Annotated in this window: 26 protein-coding genes and 1 tRNA gene; 18 read left to right on the forward strand and 9 right to left on the reverse strand. The window is 48.7% G+C overall.

The genetic code is table 11. The annotated features are described in order from the left end of the window. From L0156_08780 to L0156_08795, 4 genes are all read left to right on the forward strand, one after another. The coding region (locus L0156_08780; GenBank protein MCI0603096.1) for a C25 family cysteine peptidase at positions 1-447 on the forward strand (447 nt) is incomplete at its 5' end. A 356-nt stretch (positions 448-803) separates the two neighbouring features. Next, the gene (locus L0156_08785) at positions 804-2,303 is read left to right on the forward strand and encodes an asparagine synthase-related protein (protein ID MCI0603097.1); all 1,500 of its coding nucleotides are present in this window, start codon (positions 804-806) and stop codon (positions 2,301-2,303) included. Between the two features lie 42 nt (positions 2,304-2,345). Further along, complete coding sequence (locus tag L0156_08790; GenBank protein ID MCI0603098.1) at positions 2,346-2,549, forward strand: lasso RiPP family leader peptide-containing protein; 204 nt, start codon at positions 2,346-2,348, stop codon at positions 2,547-2,549. 67 nt (positions 2,550-2,616) lie between these two features. Continuing rightward, complete coding sequence (locus tag L0156_08795) at positions 2,617-3,168, forward strand: glycosyltransferase family 4 protein (GenBank protein MCI0603099.1); 552 nt, start codon at positions 2,617-2,619, stop codon at positions 3,166-3,168. Here L0156_08795 and L0156_08800 read toward each other — a convergent pair. The 4 genes from L0156_08800 to L0156_08815 are packed head-to-tail and all read right to left on the reverse strand — an operon-like array spanning position 3,133 to position 5,409. Continuing rightward, positions 3,133-3,582, reverse strand: a complete 450-nt coding sequence (locus L0156_08800; GenBank protein MCI0603100.1) for a lasso peptide biosynthesis B2 protein — start codon at positions 3,580-3,582, stop codon at positions 3,133-3,135. The two genes, L0156_08795 and L0156_08800, sit on opposite strands and share 36 nt — an antisense overlap. After that, positions 3,579-4,232, reverse strand: coding sequence for an acireductone synthase (gene mtnC, locus L0156_08805; protein ID MCI0603101.1), 654 nt, complete (start codon positions 4,230-4,232; stop codon positions 3,579-3,581). The genes L0156_08800 and mtnC overlap by 4 nt, the downstream gene beginning before the upstream one ends. After that, complete coding sequence (locus L0156_08810; protein ID MCI0603102.1) at positions 4,229-4,789, reverse strand: acireductone dioxygenase; 561 nt, start codon at positions 4,787-4,789, stop codon at positions 4,229-4,231. The genes mtnC and L0156_08810 overlap by 4 nt, the downstream gene beginning before the upstream one ends. Positions 4,790-4,794: 5 nt before the next feature. Further along, a complete protein-coding gene (locus L0156_08815; protein MCI0603103.1) occupies positions 4,795-5,409 on the reverse strand; it encodes a methylthioribulose 1-phosphate dehydratase in 615 nt (204 codons plus the stop codon). A 244-nt stretch (positions 5,410-5,653) separates the two neighbouring features. Here L0156_08815 and L0156_08820 point away from each other — a divergent pair, with 244 nt between their 5' ends. From L0156_08820 to L0156_08830, 3 genes are all read left to right on the forward strand, one after another. Continuing rightward, positions 5,654-6,133, forward strand: coding sequence for an NfeD family protein (locus L0156_08820; GenBank protein ID MCI0603104.1), 480 nt, complete (start codon positions 5,654-5,656; stop codon positions 6,131-6,133). A 78-nt stretch (positions 6,134-6,211) separates the two neighbouring features. Further along, the gene (locus L0156_08825; GenBank protein MCI0603105.1) at positions 6,212-7,201 is read left to right on the forward strand and encodes a paraslipin; all 990 of its coding nucleotides are present in this window, start codon (positions 6,212-6,214) and stop codon (positions 7,199-7,201) included. Next, positions 7,198-8,112, forward strand: a complete 915-nt coding sequence (locus L0156_08830; protein MCI0603106.1) for a paraslipin — start codon at positions 7,198-7,200, stop codon at positions 8,110-8,112. The genes L0156_08825 and L0156_08830 overlap by 4 nt, the downstream gene beginning before the upstream one ends. Positions 8,113-8,169: 57 nt before the next feature. Here the strand turns inward: L0156_08830 and lepB are convergent, their stop codons facing one another. Next, positions 8,170-8,814: a signal peptidase I gene (gene lepB, locus L0156_08835; GenBank protein MCI0603107.1), complete on the reverse strand. Its 645-nt coding sequence runs from the start codon at positions 8,812-8,814 to the stop codon at positions 8,170-8,172. A gap of 164 nt (positions 8,815-8,978) precedes the next feature. Here lepB and L0156_08840 point away from each other — a divergent pair, with 164 nt between their 5' ends. From L0156_08840 to L0156_08850, 3 genes are read left to right on the forward strand one after another with little or no spacing between them, the layout of a single operon-like run. Further along, the gene (locus L0156_08840; protein MCI0603108.1) at positions 8,979-9,521 is read left to right on the forward strand and encodes a DinB family protein; all 543 of its coding nucleotides are present in this window, start codon (positions 8,979-8,981) and stop codon (positions 9,519-9,521) included. Positions 9,522-9,562: 41 nt separating this feature from the next. Further along, a complete protein-coding gene (locus L0156_08845; GenBank protein MCI0603109.1) occupies positions 9,563-10,066 on the forward strand; it encodes a MerR family transcriptional regulator in 504 nt (167 codons plus the stop codon). Then, on the forward strand, positions 10,059-10,556 hold the full coding sequence (locus L0156_08850) for a hypothetical protein (protein ID MCI0603110.1): 498 nt from the start codon (positions 10,059-10,061) through the stop codon (positions 10,554-10,556). Before L0156_08845 ends, L0156_08850 begins: the two co-directional genes overlap by 8 nt. Here L0156_08850 and L0156_08855 read toward each other — a convergent pair. Then, positions 10,453-11,394: an amidohydrolase family protein gene (locus L0156_08855; GenBank protein MCI0603111.1), complete on the reverse strand. Its 942-nt coding sequence runs from the start codon at positions 11,392-11,394 to the stop codon at positions 10,453-10,455. The genes L0156_08850 and L0156_08855 overlap by 104 nt on opposite strands. Before the next feature lie 185 nt (positions 11,395-11,579). Between L0156_08855 and L0156_08860 the strand changes: the two genes are divergently transcribed. Continuing rightward, complete coding sequence (locus L0156_08860) at positions 11,580-11,774, forward strand: hypothetical protein (protein ID MCI0603112.1); 195 nt, start codon at positions 11,580-11,582, stop codon at positions 11,772-11,774. Here L0156_08860 and L0156_08865 read toward each other — a convergent pair. Continuing rightward, positions 11,757-12,329: a pyridoxamine 5'-phosphate oxidase family protein gene (locus L0156_08865; protein ID MCI0603113.1), complete on the reverse strand. Its 573-nt coding sequence runs from the start codon at positions 12,327-12,329 to the stop codon at positions 11,757-11,759. The genes L0156_08860 and L0156_08865 overlap by 18 nt on opposite strands. 73 nt (positions 12,330-12,402) lie before the next feature. Here L0156_08865 and L0156_08870 point away from each other — a divergent pair, with 73 nt between their 5' ends. From L0156_08870 to L0156_08885, 4 genes are all read left to right on the forward strand, one after another. Beyond that, positions 12,403-13,836, forward strand: a complete 1,434-nt coding sequence (locus L0156_08870) for a PLP-dependent aminotransferase family protein (protein ID MCI0603114.1) — start codon at positions 12,403-12,405, stop codon at positions 13,834-13,836. 7 nt (positions 13,837-13,843) lie between these two features. Further along, a complete protein-coding gene (locus L0156_08875) occupies positions 13,844-14,878 on the forward strand; it encodes a M4 family metallopeptidase (GenBank protein ID MCI0603115.1) in 1,035 nt (344 codons plus the stop codon). Beyond that, a complete protein-coding gene (locus L0156_08880; protein MCI0603116.1) occupies positions 14,875-15,126 on the forward strand; it encodes a hypothetical protein in 252 nt (83 codons plus the stop codon). Before L0156_08875 ends, L0156_08880 begins: the two co-directional genes overlap by 4 nt. Before the next feature lie 245 nt (positions 15,127-15,371). Then, on the forward strand, positions 15,372-16,031 hold the full coding sequence (locus tag L0156_08885) for a peroxiredoxin (GenBank protein ID MCI0603117.1): 660 nt from the start codon (positions 15,372-15,374) through the stop codon (positions 16,029-16,031). Positions 16,032-16,130: 99 nt separating this feature from the next. Here the strand turns inward: L0156_08885 and L0156_08890 are convergent, their stop codons facing one another. Next, positions 16,131-18,647: a glycoside hydrolase family 9 protein gene (locus L0156_08890; GenBank protein MCI0603118.1), complete on the reverse strand. Its 2,517-nt coding sequence runs from the start codon at positions 18,645-18,647 to the stop codon at positions 16,131-16,133. Between the two features lie 156 nt (positions 18,648-18,803). Between L0156_08890 and L0156_08895 the strand changes: the two genes are divergently transcribed. The 3 genes from L0156_08895 to L0156_08905 all read left to right on the forward strand — a co-directional run bounded on the left by L0156_08895 (position 18,804) and on the right by L0156_08905 (position 19,545). Then, positions 18,804-19,016: a type II toxin-antitoxin system VapB family antitoxin gene (locus tag L0156_08895; protein ID MCI0603119.1), complete on the forward strand. Its 213-nt coding sequence runs from the start codon at positions 18,804-18,806 to the stop codon at positions 19,014-19,016. Beyond that, a complete protein-coding gene (locus L0156_08900; protein MCI0603120.1) occupies positions 19,013-19,408 on the forward strand; it encodes a hypothetical protein in 396 nt (131 codons plus the stop codon). Before L0156_08895 ends, L0156_08900 begins: the two co-directional genes overlap by 4 nt. Before the next feature lie 46 nt (positions 19,409-19,454). Next, a tRNA-Ser gene (locus tag L0156_08905) sits at positions 19,455-19,545 on the forward strand. Between the two features lie 153 nt (positions 19,546-19,698). Here the strand turns inward: L0156_08905 and L0156_08910 are convergent. Then, positions 19,699-22,107, reverse strand: a complete 2,409-nt coding sequence (locus tag L0156_08910; GenBank protein MCI0603121.1) for a protein kinase — start codon at positions 22,105-22,107, stop codon at positions 19,699-19,701. Positions 22,108-22,265: the final 158 nt, after the last annotated feature.

Below are 22,265 nucleotides of genomic sequence, written 5' to 3' on the forward strand. Positions count from 1 at the left end.
ACGCTCTTGATCAATTCCATAAACAGCGGCCGCGCGTTGACCAGCTATTTTGGCCATTCCGGTCTGAATGTCTGGACATTCGAAAACCTATTCACAGCCAACGATGCGGCGAATCTCACAAACGCTGGTAAACCCACGGTTGTAACGCAATACGGTTGTTGGAATACCTATTTTGTGTCACCACAGTACAACACTTTAGGACATAAATTGCTTTTGAGCGGGGATCGGGGTGCAGCCTCAGTTCTCGGCGCCGCAACACTAACGGAAGGCCAGTCGGAAAGAATGCTCGGACAGCGGTTCTTTAGCAGGCTTTTTCAGCCAGGTCAAACGATCGGATCCGCTCTGCAGGGAGCCAAAGCAGACCTGGGTAGTACGCATCCTGACTTACTCGACGTACTTTTGGGTTGGACACTTCTTGGGGATCCCACAATGGTGGTCGAACCTTAGTCATTCGGGAGGTAAGTTAAGTTTGAGTGCTTTTGTGGTTGCGCATCGGCCAGATGCGGCTCCTGCAACGGGTGTCTTTGAGAACATGATGCGCGAGCTGCGGCACTGTGGTCCGGATGGAAGCCGGACAATTGAGTTCCCTACTACAACAATTGGTCACTTACATTTCCGGACTACTCCCGAAGAGGTCGAGGAGAAGCAACCTGTTGAGGACCGAACTGGACGCTTCTTTATTCTGTTCGATGGTCGACTCGACAACCGAAAAGACCTTCTTCTCGACCTGAATGAAACTTGTCCTGATGTATCGGACGCCATGCTTCTGCTTCAGGTCTATCTGAAGTGGGAATCCTCTTGTTTTGAAAAAATTTGTTGGTCCATTCGCCGTTGTCATTTACGATCGCAAAAAGGATTCAATTGTTGCGGTACGAGATCCGCTTGGAGATCGAACATTGTTCTACTCGCATCAAAAAAATGCGCTCCTGATCGCATCGGAAGAACGCGCTCTTCTTCAGGATCCTGATGTCAACGATCAATTGGATGAAACACGCATTGCCACCTATTTTGCCTTTGAACCTCCTCCGTTTGATGGATCTACATTTTTTAAGGACATAAAAGAGCTGCTACCAGGCCATCTTATTTCGTTTGAAAACGGTCATCTCCGTGTCCGGCAATACTTCAATTATGAATTCGCTTATGATTCAAAACTCCAATCCGATGAAGAGTACGCTGAACAGTACAGGGACCTTTTTCAACAAAGTGTGCAATCACGCTTGCGATGCATTGGCCGGCCGGCCGTGATGATGAGTGGTGGGCTGGATTCCACTTCTGTTGCAGCTGTTGCCGCGCGAAATATGAATGACAGGTTGAAAGCAGTTTCGTGGAGATTCAAGGAACTCGCGTCCTGTGATGAAGGAGTGTTCATCAACAAAATGATTGAAAAGTATGAGATTGATCCATTTCAGTTTTGCGCTGATAACGAATGGCCGCTGCGTAATTACGAAAATTGGCCGATCAATCCAAGTACGCCTGTAAGTAATTCATTTCGCATGTTAAAGGAGCGGGCATTCCGGACCGCATCTGAATCCGGAAGCCGGATCGTCCTGGTTGGAACGGCAAGCGACAAACTTTACTCAGGAACCAAGTACTGGCTGACCGACTTGCTCCATTACGGCAATTTCAGACAGGCCATTCGTGACACGGTCTGGCATGTTACACGTAAGGGAATCAGAAATTTTTTCCAATCTACTGCCTTTAAAGGTAGCTTAATCCTCAAACGCTTTTCGCCGAATTGGAAACCGCCAGCACCCGATTGGTTGACCGACTATGCGCGGAATCTTTTACCTGAGCGCGTGAATTGGCCTGTACAAAACAAGGATCCGATCTTTAGATCAAGACATAACCATATTCTTGGTCTATTCACCGCGCATAATTTCTCCGTCGAAATTCCTCATGCATCACGATGCGGCGTTGATGTACGGGATCCATATAGGGACCGCAGGCTTGTGGACTTCATGTTAAGCATTCCCCTGAACCAGCTTTACAGAAGAGGCGTTTACAAATTAGTTTTGCCTAACGCAATGTTGAACATTCTTCCGGAAGAAATCCGCACGCGGACAACGAATATTTCGCTAAAGCCGTTGCATTCTCTCGGATTTAGAAAAGAATCTGAACGGATTCGAAGGTTGTTGACAAGAACGGATCGTGTATGGCCAAAATACGTAAGCTCTGACTGGCTCGAGCTGACGCCTATGCGTAACAGATCGTCTATGGGGAAAATGGTCGATTGGCTTTGCATTAGTTTCGATGAATGGATGCACCGCTTTGGCAGGACCATTATCTGCAACGAGGCTGCGTAAATGATGTACACTTAGAGGAGACCTAAAATAATGGATGTGAAAATGAAAGATCGTGAAGAAATCAATCAAAAAAATGAGGCGAAAAGGCGTCCATACAAGACCCCAAAACTGATCAAGTACGGTGATATTCGAAGCCTGACACTTGGAGGAACTCCGGGCTCCGGCGATTCTGGTCCTGGCGGTGGTCAGGAAGAGCTCGTGGGGTCGCCTGTCGAACAGGAAGAATCCCCCAGCCTCAATGAATGATCAGGCTCCGTCTTTCTAATACTCCAGAAAACGGCTGCAAGAGCTGGGTATTAAACCTGATGCTCCGGTGATCGGCTCCGCGGGTGACCTGAGATTCATCAAAGGACACCATCTCATCATCAAAGCCGCTCCGTTGATTCTTCAAGAATTTCCCGATGCAGTTTTTGTTTTCGTTGGCGCTGATTTCACGAACGGCGAATTACGGAGGCATGCGAACGAGACCGGATTCAGCGATCACTTTCGTTTTGCTGGTTTTCGGTTTGACGCAGTTCGGTTTATGAGCGCAATAGATGTCCTGGTGCAGCCATCCCTTTCAGAAGGCCTGCCCCGGGCGATATTGGAAGCTATGTCCTTGAGCAAACCTGTAATTGGTTCAGGCGTAGGAGGGATACCGGAGATCATCCAGGATGAGGTAAATGGATACCTCGTATCTCCGAATGACGCTCAAGCTCTTGCGGAAGGGACGTGCAAAGTTCTTTCGAATCCCTCGCTCAGGATGAAATTGGGAAAGCAGGCATATGAAATGGTAAAGGAAAAGTTTTCTGTCGAAAGGATGATCCAGGACTTCGAAAGTCTCTATGAATCACTTGCGCACATCGAACATGGAAATATATCTTGAGCCGACATCTTCATGATCGTTCAGGACATGACCGGATACTTCCACCCAGGCGTGACCCTTAAAGGTATCAGCTTCTTTTTGCATTCCAAGAAACAATTCACATTGGATGCTTTGCAGTTTCAAAAGCCACCACAAACATAATGATTGCGGGAGACAGCTCGCGCGATAGAATCCGTAACTGGCAGCAATCTGCACAATTCGCGTTGTTGAAGCAGCCACTTTCTGCAGTTCCTCCGGCGGCTTTTCCTTTCTCAACTGAATGAGTCGTGAAAGAAGGGATTGAGTAGTATTAAATCCTAGAAACCGCAATGCCAGCGCTGTGGCCGGTAGCAGCAGGACAGCACTTAGTAGTATCCGGCGCTCTTTCCATGATAATTCTTTCCATTTGTCTAAGTTCTGCCGGTTAAATTTCATATCTCATGGAATGTTCTTGCTACCAAATGAACACTGTCCCGCATCAATTGAATGGTTTGCATGCCGGCCTGCCGGGCAGCGTCCAACTCAGCTGGCATATCGGAAAGAAAGAGGATATCTGCGGGATTCATCTCTATCGTATTTGCGATCTTTTCGTAGGATGCCGCAACTTTCTTGGGGCCGGTCGTGGTATCAAAATATCCGTCAATAAAGTGTGTCAAATCCCCCGCTTCGGAATACCGGAAGAGCAGTTGTTGAGCTTCGATCGACCCGGAGCTGAAGATATAGATACTCAAGCCCTGGCGTTTCCATTCTGCCCACTTTTCCGGGACATCCGGGTAGACAGGGGCGCGTATTTTCCCGCTTTCAAAAGCTTCTTTCCAGATCCTTCCCTGGATCTCTTTTAATGCTCTATCTTTTTTGTCCGCATCGATCCACGCTTGCAACAAAGCAACGACATCTGGGGGAGGAGGATTCTCAATTGGAATTTTTTTCTTCAAATCATCAAGAATTGGTTGCAGCTCAGGAGCGGTCCAATTCTCGCGAATGAAGGAATCCATTTTTTCGCGCGAGAGCGGAAACAAGACATCATGAACGAACGACAGCGAAGTTGTTGTCCCTTCAATGTCACAAAGGACAGCCCGAATCATGCTGGAACAGCGATGAGTGTTTCGAATCTTGGGAATCTGGAGGCGATATCCGACCCTGTGAAATCAGCAACCCAACCCTCAGGAGTCGTAAACGTCCGGATTGCTTTCAGTAGCGGTCGCGGACCCATATCGAACCAGTGTCTGGTGTGCGCCGGTACATCGATAAAATCGCCTCGTTCGCAGAGGACTGCGTAGACGCGTTCGTTCGTGTGAATATAGAAAAGGCCGCAGCCATCCACAAAGAATCGAGCTTCATCTTCGCTGTGGGTGTGTTCTTCCAGAAATTTCTTGCGGAGCTCGGGATGATTCGGCATTTCCGGATGCACCGAGATGACATCTGCCGTGACAAATCCACATCGTTCCATCAGTTCTCGCACCGGCCTGTCGTAGGCGGCAAGTATTTCTTCCTGAGTCGAATCTTTTGTAAGCTCCCGGTCTGCGGTCCAGCGTTCGAAGTGGATTCTGACTTCGCGCAGTTTTGCTGCGATTTCTTCAAACACCGTGAACTCCTGACAGTCCTTAGAATTGTCTTCTTCAAAAAGTTTCAACAGACTCATAAGTTTTAACCTTTATCATTAATCATAAGTTTACGGTATTCGCATTCCAACAAAAATTCAAATGCCTCCGTATGCCGGAGGGCTTCCGCAAGATCTCTTCCCCAGCAGTAGAGGCCATGGCCCGCGATCAAAAAACCGTGTACGCCCGGTTTTTTTTCGAGATAAGGAAGGACCATTTGAGCCAGAGATCTCATATCCTGATCGTTTGGAAAAACCGGGATGTGCTCCGTGTGTAAATGTGTTGAAATCCCGCGCAACGCTTTCAACATTTCATATCCATGCACCGAGAGAAGATTGCGAAGTGAGGAAAGGACGGTTGCAAAGACCGAATGGGTGTGAAGAACCGCCCCGATTTCCGGATCATGCTTGTATAACTCACAGTGAAGATATGTTTCCGCCGATGCTTTTTGGCTACTTTCTTCCCGCGGATTGCCCTCCAGATCGATCAGTAATAGATCACCCTCGGTCAGTTTTCCCTTATCCAATCCGGATGCTGTAATCAGAACTGTATTTGGATCAACGCGCGCAGAGTAGTTGCTGCTGGTGGCAAGTGACCATCGGCGTTCGTAGAAGAGATGACTGATCCGTACAATCTCCGATCGTAGATCGTTCGTTGTCATATCTATGTAGTGGCAGAGCATTTGCCACTGTTTCTGAAATGATTTATAGCTGAAAATGCTTGCAACAGGACGAACCTACTCTTTTTGAGCAAATGCTCTGCTTGCCAGATTTGCAGAGCATTTTCACGCCAGTGATAATTTCGACGCAAGATCTGAGTGTTTGCGCCTAACATGCTTTTAAACGCCATATGGAAAATGCTCTGCCACTACTAAATGATACAATGAAAGTTTCCCACGGATTTACATGATGGATGCTATTACCTGGATCTGGCTGATTGCCGGTATCCTTTTGATCGCAACAGAATTTTTCCTGCCAGGACTGGTGGTGTGTTTTCTGGGTCTGGCAGCAATCATCGTTGCCGGACTTCGCTGGCTTGGTTTTTTCCCGGGCCTGATGGAGTCATTTACTGTCTGGTTTTTTACCTCGATTGTTTTGTTGCTTGGTCTTCGTCATTTTTTGCTGAGGTGGATCCCCTCCGAAAGCACTTATTCCTATACAGACGAGGATGTGATGGCTCTCGGATCGATCGTTGAAGTTGTGCAGACAGTCAGCGATTCTAACCAGCAAGGACGAATCCGGTTTGCAGGGACCACCTGGCCTGCTATCACGCGGGAGGGCACACTTTTACCCGGTCAAAAAGCGAAGCTGCTATACCGCGATAACCTTGTGTGGGTGGTTGAATCGCATCAGGAACTCTCTTCCTCAGTTGAAAAGGAATCTTGAACAGAAGTACGCAAAGACCGCAAAGAATTTATTAATCTTTGCTTCCTTTGCGACCTTCTGTTCAAAAAGGAGAAATGTATGTTTACAACGTTGATAACGATACCGACGCTTCTGCTTTTGTTCATTGTCTGGAAAATGTTTGTTGTGGTGCCGATGAGAGAAGCGTGCATCAAGGAACGCCTTGGAAAGTTCGGCGGGACTTTGTTACCGGGGTTTCATTTTCTAATTCCATTTGTCGATCGCATCGCTTACAAACATGAGATGCGGGAACAGGTTATCGATGTGCCGCCGCAGGTTTGCATCACCCGCGATAACGTACAGGTGGAAGTGGACGGAATCGTATACTTCAAGGTGATGGATCCGGTAAAAGCGAGTTATGGAATCGGCGATTACCGTCTTGCCGGGATCAGCCTGGCACAAACAACCATGCGTTCTGAAATCGGCAAGCTGGTTCTGGATGACACATTTTCTGAAAGGGAGAAGGTGAACGAAAATATCGTGCGGGAAATCGATAAGGCTTCGGAACCGTGGGGTGTGAAGATGATCCGGTACGAAATTCGGAATATCACACCTTCCAAACACATGCTGGAAACGATGGAAAAACAGATGGAAGCAGAGCGCCAAAAACGCGCCGAGATTACGATGGCGTTGGGACAAAAAGAGTCACGCATCAATCTATCGACAGGAGAAAGACAGGAAGCGATTAACCTCTCCGAAGGAGAAAAACAAAAGAGAATTAACGAAGCTGTAGGGAAAGCGAAGGAGATCGAGATTCTGGCCGAGGCTTCCGCGCGCGGAATTGCCCGCATTGCCGCCGCAATTCGCAAACCGGGCGGAAAGCAGGCGATTAAAATGCGCGTGCTGGAACAATACATCGAAGAAGTTGGACAGATCATCAGGAATGCAAATGTGACCGTAGTCCCGCAACAGATGGCGAACATGAAAGCTTTCTTTGAAGGGATCGGCGCCATTACACAGGGAATGAGCGATCATTCAACCGATGATGCGATACCTGCGCCGCCGCCGTTAAGCTCCGCCCGTGCACGCGACATCAGGAGGCAATCATGAATGTTTTTGATTTCGCTGTCTGGGGAATTCTTGCGCTGATTCTTGTCGTAAAACTTGTCCGTTCGATCCGCATCGTTCCTACAAAATCCGCATACATAGTGGAACGCCTTGGAAAATACAGCAGAACACTGGGTCCCGGTTTCCATCTGTTGGTTCCGTTTTTCGAACGGGTGGCATACATCCAGGATCTGAAAGAAGAGACGATCAATGTGCCGCCGCAGGAATGTTTCACAACGGACAACGTTCAGGTGGAGGTCGATGGCGTAATCTACATCAGTGTTATGGATCCTGTGAAGGCCAGTTATGGAATTACCGATTACCGTTATGGCGCAATACAGATGGCCCAAACCACCGTTCGTTCCATCATCGGAACGCTCGAACTGGACAAGACGTTTGAAGAACGGGATCTAATCAATTCGAAGATTGTCGGCGTATTGAATGATGTCGGTATGACATGGGGAATTCTGGTTCACAGGTACGAAGTGAAAAACATTGTGCCGCCTGCATCGGTCAAGAACGCAATGGAACAACAGATGCGGGCCGAACGGGAACGCCGCGCGCTGCTGGCCCAATCGGAAGGAGATAAACAGAGCAGGGTCAATAATTCGGAAGGGTTGCTTCAGGAAGCCGTAAACAAGTCGGAAGGAGAAATGCAAAAACGGATCAACGAAGCGGAGGGACGGGCGCGAGAGATCGAATCCATCGCCGGCGCTACGGCTGAAGCCATTGAAAAACTGGCAGCAGTCATCACAGAAGAGGGTGGCGCAGAAGCGGTTCAGCTGCGACTTGCTCAACAGTATCTTCACCAGCTGAGTGGTCTGGCAAAACCAGGGACTTCTGTGCTCTTACCGGCCGATTTGATGAGACTCGATCATCTCCTGGAAGACGCCGGTCTCAAACCAAAAGAGTAAATCAAGGGAGTTTGGTGAAGAAGCGGTGCCAGCGCGGAGAGTAATGCTGATTCGGGTTCAATGAGGCGACGACACACCGACTGCGCGCCCCACAATCTTGCCACGATTCACAGGGCCGAAGTGCCGGGAATCGAAACTGTTATCCCGGTTGTCACCCATCACGAAGTAATGATTCGCGGGAACTTGAATCGCATCAAACGACTTCAAAGAAGGTCTTCCCGGTGTGATCATCACAGGGTGTTTTCGTCCACTCAAATCTTCTGTTGAAAAATGAAAGAAGGACCGCTCTTCCAATGGAATTTCTCTGATCACGCTTGCGTCCAGTGAATCGTATTGGACGCTCTTCCCATTTACATAAAGCTGATTGTCCTTAAGCTCAATTTTGTCTCCCGGAAGTCCCACGACCCGTTTCACCAGTCGCTTTCCATCGAATGGCGAGAATAGAACCACCACCTCTCCGCGCTTGGGATCATTCCAATGAGCCACCTGAGAAGTGGTGAATGGAATTTTCAAATCATACGCGAGTTTGTTTACAAAAATGCGATCCCCTTCCATGATTGTCGGCTTCATCGAGCCGGTCGGCACATCGTTCCAATCGGCGATGGCCGAACGAAATGAAGAAGTGATGATCAGAATGACAAGAAGCGGTTTCATCCATTCTTGCCAGAATTTAGCGGATTTAGCTTTCCAAGCAATACTCATCCCGATAACTCCAAGCTATAACCAAGTAGTGCGGGCGTCCCGCCTGCAAGGGTGCGCAGACGAGACGTCCGCGCTACAAGAATAATAATAAAGTTCAATAGTTCGAACCACCCCTTGGCGTCCTGGCGTCCTGGCGGTTAATATTAGACATTCTGGAGGTACACATGAAGCGGTTTGTTCTCTCAATTTTGATCCTTACTTTCTCAGTATTTTTTGCTGATTCTTCTTTCGGGCAGGAAACTCCTTCTTCCGGTTTCCGGGCCGAATTTCTAAAACAATTGGACGCTGTGTCGGAGAAGATCGTCGAATTGGCCGAAGCGGTCCCGGCTGAGAAATATTCTTGGCGCCCTTCCGAGGGAGTACGTTCCATCAGCGAAGTGTACGTTCATATTGCCGCCGGAAACTATTTCTTGATGAAATTCATGGGAATTCAGCCTCCTGCTGATTTCAACCGCGACATGGAAAAAAACATTACCGAAAAAGCTCAGGTGATCGCTGCCATCAAGAAGTCCGTGGAACATCTCCGCCAGGCAGCTTTGAAAACTTCGGATGCGGATCTCGAAAAATCGGTGGAATTGTTCGGGCAAAACACGACATACCGCGATGTATTTTTTACTGCAACCATGCATCTTCATGAACATCTGGGGCAGTCGATTGCGTACGCACGCATGAACGGCGTTGTTCCTCCCTGGAGTGCGTCGAACTAACTTGACTTTGGAACATGTTCCAGGGTCTATCATGGACGTTGATGACCGGCAGAACGAAGGAGTTTTTACTTTCGGGAGAACTGGCGCGCTTATCGGGAGTCAGTCCGGATACCATCCGCTATTACGAGCGGAAAGGATTGATTCAGAGACCGGAACGTTCGCAAAACCGCTACCGCAAATATCCTGTCGAATCACTGGACCGCGTGCGCATCATTCGTTCGGCTCTGGCAGTAGGTTTTACGATTGCCGAGCTTAGCAAAATCTTCCAGATCCGCGATCGAGGTGGCAACCCGTGTCATAGAGTGCAGCAGGTTGCGCAGGAAAAGCTGAAAGCGATTGAAGTTCAAATCAAAGAACTCATCCGGGCGAAGCAGGATTTGCAGAGCTGTGTAGATGAGTGGGAGAGCCTCCTCGCGCATACCGGGCCAGGGAAGAGGGCTTTGCTACTGGAAAAACTTGCGAGAAAACAGAACGTTCAGATCACGCCATCCTCTCCACTGATTCCAGCAGGTCTGAAAAAGAAAAAGGAGAAACGCCATGAATAGGATTCTGTGCATTCTTTTATTGTTCTTTTGTCCTTTTGCATTTGCTGAGGACACCGCCTGTCCGCATCACGCAGAGCATCAGGGACAAATGGAGCAGCGGGGCGATCGCGTGATGGGTTTCGATCACACGAAAACGATTCATCATTTCCTGTTGAAACAGGATGGCGGTGTGATCGTAGCTGAGGCAAGGGAAGCAAAGGACCTGGAAAGCATCGAAAATATTAGAAAGCATTTTGTAGAGATCAAGGAGCTTTTTTCGCAAGGAGACTTTTCAAAGCCAAAGGAAATTCATGAACGGGTTCCGCCTGGAGTCGAGGAAATGATTCTTCACCGGAATAAAATCACGTACAGTTTTCACGAGACGGAGTTGGGTGGCGAGGTTCGGATCAAAACTGCAAGCGAGGAAGCGCGAAAGGCCATCCACGCATTTTTGCGATTTCAGATTGAGGATCATCACACGGGCGATTCTTTGGAAGTTCAGTCAGATTAAAGATGCGGATCGCATTTCCGCCGGTTACGCGGAAATAATCAGCAGAGTTGAGCTTCTCCGCAAGCGTTTTCAGTAGCTCCTGATAACGACCATAGTGATTGCGCCCGAAGTATGTAGCGTCAGTCCCAAATAAGACCGCGGCGCCGCCCAGTTGTTCGATCGCTGTGAGGACCGAGCCAATGTCCGCCTGCGATGTCTCGAGATAGATTTTTGCGTCCTGCTTTTTTCGTGCCTCCGCCGCTACACGAATTGCATCGTCATGAGGGCCGAAAAAACCCATATGATAGAGAACGAAAGGAACCGCGGGGTGTTCTCTTGCCAGCGCGTAAATGTCTTGTGGATCGGAATTGGAACCAGTTCGTCCCGAATGAAAAACTGCTGCAAGCTTATATCTCTCGCATAATTTCAAGTAATCCTGGATGCGTTCCTCCTCTACGTTGAATTGATTGAACTCCGGATGAAATTTGACGCCAACGAAAATCCCATTTTCATCCGCGAGCAGTTTTTCGAGATTCGACGCGGAACCATCCTTCGGCCTTGCCCAGAAAAGGCCGCGAAACTGTTCAGGATGCCGCTTTACAAAATTTACTGTTTCTAGATTTGTTTTTAATTCATCCAGATTTTTTGTAATGCGCGGAAGGTTTGCGCCATCGAGATTCGAAACCAATCCGTAATGGACCCGGTAACGATTCATGTTTTCCAACAGGAATTTTTCCCCGATTTCGAAGCCGCGGAACGAGCCGATATGTGTGTGTACATCAATCAAACAAGAGTCTTCTTGAGCAGATGCTGTAAACGCTAGAGTTAGCAATAAAAGCAGTCGAAGTGAGTGGATCATATTAACAAAGTAGCGCGGGCGTCTTGCCGGCGATCTTCAGAATATACGCATTTCACTCTCAAACGGATTGATTTCATAGCTCGGGGTAGCCAATCCGGAACCTTTTTTGTGGATTTCATCCCAGACTGCTTTGATCATTCAATATTTTGCATAAGTATAGATGGCGAAGTGACAAGGAGAAAACCATGAAAGAGATTGTTGGTTTATTTATGCTGCTTTACACGCTTGGCGAAGTCGCTTTAGATCGCGAACGTCCGGAAGTCTTCTTGTACAAACTGGAACGCTATTCTAAGGGAAAATCGTTGTGTGTGTCAGCCAACCAGCATATACGGATTGAGAAAGTGGCTAGCGAAAAACAGACTTCATGCCAGTGCGGTTAGAAGGATTCCACAAGTTCCTTCAGCGCCTGGATCTGCATCCATCGGACCTCTCGGTCCACCTTCCCGCGCTTTTGCCGACCACTCCTCAATCCGGATTTCGACCAGAGTTGTGGCGGCTAAATGCTCTACCGGAGCTTTCTGATAATCCTTCCCCTCCTGTCGGCCCGGAAAGTATCTCTCAATAGCCTTTTTTAGGATTTCCGCTTTTTCTTCAATCAAATCGACCGCGCTTCCTCTTCCGAAACAAACCATAGAGCGATAGTTCATCGAGTGATATTTCGCGGACCGCGAATAGATCAGGCCATCCAGCAGAGTCACTTCAACGCAAACCTGTGCCCCACTTGCAAGGTGCTGCATCAATCGGCTGGTCTTTCCACCGTGAATGTAAATCCGGTCCGGCTTTGAAAGCTCATAAAAATAAGAAACCGGAATTACGTGCGGACGGTCCATTACCGTGAATCCGATATGAGCAACGAGTCCCTCCTGCAGAATGTTTGCGGCTTCCTGCGGAACGGCTCTCTCCGGATGCTGGATAATTTTTGATTCGGTAACCATGCCTCGATTCTAATAAACAGAATGGTACCTTTATAGGTCCATTTAATGCTATATTGATGGTACCACTTAGAAAATGAACATTTTTGGGCTGGATCCTCATTCTGCGAAACCACTCTACCGACAGCTATATCAGGAGCTTCGGTCAGCGGTCCTAGAAAAACGTCTCGTCGCAGGGCAGCGTTTACCATCGACCAGGGCTTTGGCATCTCAGTTGAAGATTTCGCGGAATACGGTTCTTAACGCGTACGAGCAATTGATAGCGGAAGGCTGCATTTACGGAAAAATCGGATCAGGGAACTATGTTGCAAACATTTCCGTTGCACCCGCTACCCAAGAAAGTAAAACGAGAAAAAGGATTTTGTCGAAGCGCGGTAAAATTCTGGCCGAAACAATGGTTTCGTTGCCATCAAAACACGGAGCAAAGTTTTCATTCAGACCGGGAACGCCTGCGCTGGAAATGTTTCCGTTTCCGCTTTGGGGCAAACTTCTTTCCAGGAGCTTGCGCCGGTTGAGAGCGCGTGATTTTCACTATGGCGACGCGCAGGGCTATCTCCCATTGCGCGAGGCAATCGCTGCCTATCTGAATCGAAGCCGGGGCGCGCGGTGTCAGGCTGATCGGGTATTGATCGTGAGCGGATCGCAACAGGCATTGGATTTGTGTTGCCGGGTATTCCTTGATGCTGCGGATACTGTATGGATGGAGGATCCGGGATACAAAGGCGCCCGCGCCGCGTTGAAAACGTCCGGAGCCCGCGTGATTTCTGTGCCGATTGATGAAGAAGGATTGCAATGGAAAGCGATCAAGAATTCACAGGCGCCGCGCTGCATCTACATTACTCCCTCTCATCAGTTTCCGCTGGGCATCACGATGTCCTTACAGCGGAGGCTTGCGCTTTTGGAATTCGCGCAGAAACAGAAAGCGTGGATTATTGAAGACGATTACGACAGCGAGTTTCGTTATGATGGGCGGCCTCTGGCGGCTTTGCAGGGCCTGGATCAAAATGATCGTGTTCTTTATATGGGAACATTCAGTAAAGTGATGTTCGCGGGGTTGAGACTGGGGTATCTCATCGTTCCATCCGATCTGGTTGGCGCCTTTGCAAATGCAAAGGCTGTTGCGGACCGTCATTCTCCCATCCTGGAACAGGCAGCGCTCGCAGAATTCATCAGTTCGGGCCGTTTCGAACGCCACATCCGGGAAATGCGCAGAGTGTATGCAAGAAGGCAAAAACAATTAGTTGACTCTGTCAACTATTTTTTGCGCAAGGATCTGCAGCTCCAGCCTGGCTCCGCCGGAATGCATTTAATCGGCTGGCTGCGAAAAGGCCTCAGCGACAAAGCGGTATCCCGCGAAGCAGCATTGCATGGGATCGAAGTTCCCGCGCTATCTTTTTACAGCGAAAGAGAGTTGGAGCGGGACGGTTTGTTGTTGGGCTATTCTGCATTGCCTCCCAATAGAATCGTGCAGGGGATTGAAGCTCTGGCGAATGTGATTGGGGGACTATAATGTTGCAATGCAGTGCGGCTGCGCTTTTATTCCGCCACAAATTTTTCAGCATATTGCGGCGATCGGAAATGCCCGTCAAAGGCAGTTTGCTTTTCTGAATCTCAGTGTGTCCGCTGAGTTGCGCGGAGAAAGAAAAGCTCTGTCGAATCTTTCTTCTCTACTCGCCGTGGCTCCCGGAGTGAAACGCAGAACCATCTATGACGCAAAAAATGGAATGGAATTGCCGGGGCGCCTGGTTCGGGCCGAAGGCGACGCGGCGATAAAAGATATCAGCGTGAATGAAGCTTACGATGGGACGGGGAAGGTGTATGACTTCTTTTACAAAGTGTTCGAACGAAATTCAATCGATGGAAATGGCCTGCAACTCGACAGCACTGTGCATTACCGGCGGAAGTTCAGCAACGCATTCTGGAACGGACAACAGATGGTTTTCGGAGATGGAGATGGTGAAATCTTCGCGCGGTTTACTCGCCCGATTGACATCATAGCGCATGAGCTGACCCATGGCATCACACAGTTTGAAGCGGGATTGCGCTACACGGAACAGACGGGCGCCTTGAATGAAAGTTTGTCGGATGTTTTTGGAATACTGGCGAAACAATATTTAAAGAAGCAGAGCGCAGAAGATGCAGACTGGATTGTGGGAACAGGTCTCTTCACAAAAAAAATCCATGGTGTTGGAATCCGTTCGCTGAAAGCTCCGGGAACAACGTACGACGATCCGTTGATCGGAAAAGATGAGCAACCGTGTCACATGGAAGACTATGTTCACACGACCGATGATAATGGTGGTGTCCATATTAATTCTGGCATACCGAACAAAGCTTTTTACAATTTGGCAGCTGCTTTGCGCGGAAATGCCTGGGAGACAGCGGGCCGCATCTGGTATGTGGCTGTGACGGAAAAGCTGGGCGCTGATACCAGCTTCCAGGAATTTGCAGACATGACAAATGAAGTGGCGGCTAATCTTTTTGGAAAACGAAGCAAAGAACAGGAGAGCGTAAAAAGCGCATGGGCCGATGTGGGGATTGAGGTGAAATGAGAATTCGTTACCGGCGAAGCGGTGGAATCGCGAACATTGTTCGCGAAGTGGAAGTGGATTCGGAACAGCTACCGCACAAATTGCAAAACGTTCTTAGAACTCTGGAAAGCTCGGGTCCACTCGAACCGGCGCGATCGGACGATTTTTATCATGAGCTTGAATTTGAGGACGGCCGTAAGATTCGGTGCACCGATTCCCTCTGCCCTCCCGATGTCCTCGAATTATTTGACTATTTAGCGCAAAGTTAATCAGAGGGCGAAGTTGTTGAGAAATTCAGTTGAGCGCGGACTTCCAGTCCGTAATAGCGCGTTAACTCGACCAGCTTTTTGCGGGCAAGGATGCCTGCGCTCCCACTAGAAAAACCAGCTCTTCGAATTTTTCAACAACCTCGCCTGTCCCCGATGACAGTTTTCCTGGACATTTCCCGCTATTATTTAATGAGTGGTCCTTAAGTGCTAAAATTAAAAGATATTTGTGAAATCGAGGTGAACCAATGGCGCTGAGAATTAACAGCGAAGCTCCGAACTTTACGGCTGAAACGACCCAGGGCAAAGTCAATTTCCATGAATGGATTGGCGATGGCTGGGCGATCCTTTTTTCTCACCCGAAAGACTTTACTCCAGTTTGCACGACTGAACTAGGGTACATGGCGAAACTTGGACCTGAATTCGCGAAACGGAATACGAAAGTCATTGGTCTGAGTGTTGATCCCGTAACGGATCATGAAAGGTGGTCGAAGGATATTGAAGAAACACAGGGTGCCGCGATTAACTATCCGTTAATCGGCGATCCGGAACTGAACGTCGCAAAAGCTTATGACATGCTTCCGGATAATGCAGGCAACACATCGCAAGGGCGCACAGCGGCTGACAATGCAACGGTACGGTCCGTGTTTATCATCGGACCAGACAAAAAAGTCAAAGCGATGCTGACCTATCCGATGAGCACAGGACGCAATTTCGATGAAGTGTTGCGGCTCCTGGATTCCTGTCAGTTGACGGCAAAACACAAAGTGGCAACACCCGTGAACTGGAAGCATGGCGAAGATGTGATCATCGTTCCTGCTGTTTCAGACGCAGAGGCTAAGGAAAAATACCCGTCAGGTTGGAAATCTCCCAAGCCTTATATCCGCATCGTTCCGCAGCCAAAGTAGGAAGCTCTTTTTTAACGCAGAGACGCAGAGACGCAGAGAAATAAAATAGAAATATTTAGATCTCTGCGACTCCGCGTTCTCTGCGTTAAGAATTTCTTGTTAATAATTACCGTCACAGATGGCGCCGTTCCCTTCAGGGGCTTGCTGGATGCCGTCACCGCAACAATAGCGTTGGGACGGTTTGCCACCCGTTCGGCCCGAACAATCATTGCTGCAACTGTTGCAGGTTTCACCTTGTTCACACACGCCATCATTATCGCAACCTGGTGGTGGCGGTGGATCACATTCGCCTGGTTCTGGCGCGCCGCAATCGATCCCGCAATTGCAACTTGTCTCTGCGCCCTGACAAACCAGATCGCCGCAGCAGTACGAAACAGGCGGCTGTGAGCTGCAAACAAAACCTTCTGCATTGCAACGACTATCGCTGCAGCTAACGGGATTGCTGCCATCACCATCTCCGCAACAGAACCGGTTTTTCGTTGGTCCATTCTGTTTTCCGCGGCAATCCGATGCGCACGAAACACAATCTTCACCAAGCGACGGTTCGCAAACACCGTTTCCGCAACCAGGTGGCGGACTCGCGATGCAATCCGATGCGCAGTTGTTGCAATTCTCATTCGCTTCGCAAACACCATCATGATCGCAGGGATCCACAAAGCAGAAGTCACCCTCTTCATCGCAGGATTGTCCGGGACAGGGATTCGTTCCCGGCTGACAACTGCTGCTGAAGCAAGTTTCGGCGCCATTGCAGAAGAGGCCGTCATCACATTGCGCATTCGAAGTGCATCCTGCGACCTGTGAAAAGTACGCGGCTAATGCAACGTACGGTCCTTGATAGCCAATCGAATTTTCGGTGATCTCCCAGGTCATCGCGGTCCATACTGTTTGATCCGCCCAATCACGATAATATCTGTTGGACCAACCTGCATTTGCCGGTGGAATCGCCGTTCCACTGTAACTCGCATTCGGACCGCCCGGCACAAAACCGGGAGCGGGTCCGTGGGTGGAAGTCTTGTTGTCATTTACACCGTGATTATCTGTGCCTTTGTAATATGGATAATCCGGTTCGATGATAGAAGTAGGCTTGCCCATGAAATTTGTGCGGGAGTAACTGTTTGCAGAATCGCCAAACCACGCATGATAAAACTGAAAACTGGAATGGTCGCCGCCCAGCGAAGCCATGTTGGTCAGGTACATCATGTTCAACGCATTCTGTCCATGAAAGAAATGCAAGAAATCCTGCGCGTGGCGGATGCATTCTTGCGCGGTGTGAGAACCGGTTAGGCCAAGCTGCGCAGCCTTTAACAGAAACAAACCCTGGGCTGCGCGAGGCGTATTGGAGCCCCAGTGGTAGGACCAGGAAGGCATTCCGTTTCGATAAAGATCGTCGTTGCTGAAAAGATAATTTACCTGATCGCGAATGTCTTGCTGCATGTTCAGAACAACAGCAGCAGTTGCTCCCGGAGTTTGAATATAAGTTACGGCTGCATGAGTGTCGTAACGCGCGACGTTGAAAAAACGTCCTGCCCAGCTGCTTGGATAGAAATTGTCAACATAACTTTTTGCGGACGCAGTTCCTGAAGTGCGATAAATTTCAGCGGCTGCCCAGGCTTTTGTCTCACGAACCGCATCGGTTCCTGAGTCACTCTGCGTTAAGAGCCAGGCCCACGCATTATTCGCCGCAGTTTTCAGCGTATTTGAATAGGTCGTCATGCCAGCATTTGCAAACACTCGCGAAGCATATGCAAGTGTGCCCGCGAAAACGGCGCCCGATTCCATATTTGGATTCTGGTAAAAACGGACATTGGTATCGATGCTGGGAGGGGCATTGGATGCAAATCCATCCACGTGCATTTGATAAAGCACTGCTCCACTGGCGAGCTGCATTTTCAAAAACCAATCGAGCTCCCATTTGACTTCATCCAGCAGATCCGGAATTCCATTTCCGGACTCCGGAATATTTTGATCTCCATCTTTAAAGAGTCCCGGGTTATCTTCATAAGCGCGCAACAGAAAGAGTATCGCGGTTGATGCAGCTCCCCATACATACTTGTTGTAATCTCCCGCATCATGATGCCCGCCGGTCAGATTAAACGTTCCAAAATCGGTATGACCGGCCGCAGGGCGCACTGCTGTATCAGTCATATGGCACGCGGTTGCATCCGCCCAGTTGCCTGCGTGTGTTGCAGTTTTCGGTGTGTTGCAGCGCTGATAATAAAAAGTTTTCAATGCAGTTTTGAGCGCGGCATTGTACACATTTTCTTTGATTTCAAAATCGTAGGATTGCGCGTTGAGGGAGGGACTGTAGAGACGATAGATTCCGGGAGTTGTGAACACCGAGAAATCCACCCACCAGATCGTGTCGCCGGAAGGAGCGCTATCCAAACCTTTGCTTGTAATGGATCCGCCACCGCCGGGAATGGTCAGGACAACTACATCGCTGCTGTTCCTGAGTTCCACAGTTGAGCCCGGGTTTGTGGAAAAAATGGCAACCTTCACATCATTGGGGCGGTAACCAAAGTGATCGGTCTTGATGGCCTGGCTTACTGGTGCTGCATTGGCAATGGAACAGAGGATCGTAAAGATCCAGAGAAAATACAAACGGCGTGTCTTCATGTCCCCTCCTCCCTCTCGTCAACGCATTATACCAATTTTCTGTCACGGTTCCGTCAATTTTCTTGCAATGCGGTCACCAAAGTTCCTTTCCGAGGATGAATCATCTATATTGAGGAATCCTTGACATCTCTATGCATATAAACTTAACCTGTTTATATGCGAACAACAATTGACATTCCTGAAGATTTAATTGAGGAGGCACGCCGTTTGATGGGATTCAAATCAAAAACGGATACCGTGATCTTTTCTTTGCAGGAGTTAGTCAGACGGAAAAGAATCGAGGAATTGAAGAGCCTTATGGGTGCGGTTCATTTGGAAATTGACCTTCCCAAATCCCGGCGTCGGCCGGTTCGGAAACGAAAGCGGTGATTTCTATAGATACCACGGTCTGGATTGACTTCTTTCGCGGAACGAATCAGATCATCGGAAATCACGTGAAAGAATTGTTGGACCTGGATCAAGCAATGCTTACGGCTCCTGTGAAGATTGAAATACTCTCTGGCAGTCCGAAGTCTATGTTCGCCAGGCTTCGGAGCGTGCTGTCAGCTTTGCCTATCTATTATCCGGAACCGGATACCTGGAATACGATTGATCTGTGGCTGGAAGAAGCGATGAAGACCGGACAACATTTCGGATTTAGAGATCTTTTGATCGGCGCGCTCACGGTTAAACAAGAGGCACAGCTCTGGTCTCTCGATTCAGACTTCGAACGCATGAGCAAACTTGGCTGGCTTGACCTCTATAGACCGAAATTGGTTTGACTGTTTCGACAGAATGAACCTATAATTTGCATTCCACTTACTGACCGGAGAGGTGCTGGAGTGGTCGAACAGGGCTGCCTGCTAAGCAGTTATCCGGGCTAAAACTCGGATCGAGGGTTCGAATCCCTCCCTCTCCGTTTCATCCTCCGAGCCGTCACTCGTTTTGTGCCAAATTTGTGTCAGCATTTTTATCAAATGCACCACAATTCCAGGAAATCGCGATGCACAAAAGCGCATTCTAGTCACGGAAACCGCTCAAACCTGGACGCCAGCTCTGGGACTCCAGGGTTTTACTTTTTTGGCGCGGGGAAATTCATGCGCTGCAGGAGGTCTGTAAAACGTGGATCATCGCGAACCGAATCCCACAGTTGATCGGCAAACATCCCGATGAGCCAGGTGGAACGTTCTTTGTATGCCTTTTCCAACCACAAAAAAGTATGATCCTTATCTTCAAGGCCGGCGTAAACTAAGGCAACATCATACGACGAAACGTATCTTCTTTTGGACAATTCGGCGAGCTGTTTGAGTATCTCAAGGGCTTCTGCTTTCTTGTTTGCCTGTGCATATGCATGCCCTAACGCAGCAAGGACAAACGGTGTACTCGGGGCAAGAGCTTTTGCCTTTTCGAGTTGTTCGATTGCAGCCTTGTGCTTTCCGGCAACTTCATAAGTTTGACCTAACCAAACATGCGCGCGGTAATAGTTTGGATCCAATTGTAGTGTCTTGCGTAAATGGGTTATCGCTTCGTCGAAACGTCCAGCGTTCCGCAGCGTCCACCCCAGATTCGTATTAATACTGAGCGAGACCGGATCCAGTTCCAGAGCTTTTGTTCTCATCCGGTATCCTTCCTCTTTGCGATTTTGTATTCCCAGCATGTACGCATAGTTATCGTAAGCTGAGGCCAGGTTAGGATTCAGCTCAATTGCAAGTTTGTACTCGCGCTCTGCCTCCTGCCAGTTCCAGTCATAGTTTGCTTTTATGTATCCTAATGCTACGTGTGTTTCAGCAAGATCGGGATCAATCTTAAGCGCTTTTTGCGCAATTTCCTTCGCTGTACCATATGTTTCTATTGGAGGGCGATAACCGAAATTTCCAAGTGATGCATAAACAGCGGCCATATTTGCATACGAAAACGCGTAACTGGGATCCGCCTCAATTGCGGTCCGGAAGTATTCGATTGCTGCATTGTATCCTTCCTCAGTTCCTTTGGCGCGATAGAACTGTCCTTTTAAATAAGCCTCATAAGCCTGAGGTATCACAGGATCGGTTTCCCTCAAGTGTCGTACTTCTTGCGGCGTGAGCTGCACCTTGATCTCACGGGCGATGGCGGAGGCCACTTCGCGCTGCAGGGAAAGAATATTGCTGATTTCTCGCTCGTAGCTTTCTGCCCACAAGTGCTCATCATTTACGGCATCGATCAGCTGAGCAGAAATTCGTATCTGTCCTCCTGCCTGAAGCACGGAGCCTTCCACGATTGCATCCACTTTTAATTCCTCCGCAATTTTGCGCAGTGGCTTTTTCGCATCTTTATATTGCATGACAGAGGTCCGCGAAATGACTTTGAGCGATCTGATTTTAGCGAGATCGGTGATCAGCGCTTCAGTCATACCGTCGGCAAAATATTCCTGCTGCGTACTTCCGGATAGATTTTCCAGAGGAAGGACTGCAATCGATTGAATCCGGTGGCCGCTTTTTCCAGCAGTAAACTTCTCTCGCATTCCGGCAATATTGAAAACAAAACTCAAGGCGAGCAATACGATCACGGCGAATAGAATTCCTATTGGACTCCACGCTCTCTTTACTTCCCTCCGCGGCTTCTCAGCGGGAATGGAAGAGATTGGCGTATGTTGAATCTCTTGAAGCGCGAATGCAAGATCGCGAGCAGACTGGAATCGCTGATCCATATTCTTTTCCAAACAGCGCATCACAACGCGATCCAGTTCGGGCGGAACGGTTCTTCCAGTGATGCTCAGCGGAAGCGGATCCTCTTTCAGAATTGCTGCGAAGGTTTCCGCTGTAGAGGAACGCAAAAATGGACTAGGACCGCTTAACATTTCGTAGAATGTGCAACCGAAGGAAAATATGTCCGTACGGGCATCGAGACTTTCTCCCCGTACCTGTTCTGGTGACATATACGGGATTGTACCGGCAACAAGTCCTGCTTCACTTCGAAGCGCAGATTCTGTTGGAGCCGAAGTATTTTCATCGGGAGAAACTAACTGTGTTCTGCGCGCCAAACCGAAATCAAGAAGTTTTATATTCTTTTCAGAAGTTAGAAAAATATTTTCCGGCTTCAGGTCCCTGTGGATAACGCCTTTGGAATGGGCTGCTGACAGTCCTTCAACGATTGGAAGGGCGATGGCCAGTGCTTTCTGCCAGGTTAGCACAGAATCAACAAGGTTTTTGCGCAGTGTGATTCCTTGGAGCAATTCGGTCACGACATAAGCGATCTCATCTTGCCTTCCAACGTCGAAGATTGTCAGAATGTTGGGGTGAGAGAGCGCAGCCAGTGCTCGCGCTTCGCGTTCAAAGCGTTTCAGAGCATCCGGATTTCCAGCGAGATGTTCCGGCAAAATTTTGATGGCTACATCTCGTTGGAGCCTTGTATCAAACGCTCGATACACTTCGCCCATTCCACCTGCGCCGATTTGTCCGAGAATCTTGTATGGACCCAGATGCATTCCGGAGGAAACTATCATGAATCTATTGTAACCGGCCCGGCCGTATACGACTCAATCTGAAAAAAAATGAAAAGGCATTCAGTAATGATTGAAACCAGATGATGCGACGTGATTGTTCAGTGAAGTTTGAGTAACTAACTAAATTTCATAAAACTGCTTGTGCCAAATTTGTGCCA

The organism is bacterium, from assembly GCA_022616075.1.
Classification (GTDB): domain Bacteria; phylum Acidobacteriota; class HRBIN11; order JAKEFK01; family JAKEFK01; genus JAKEFK01.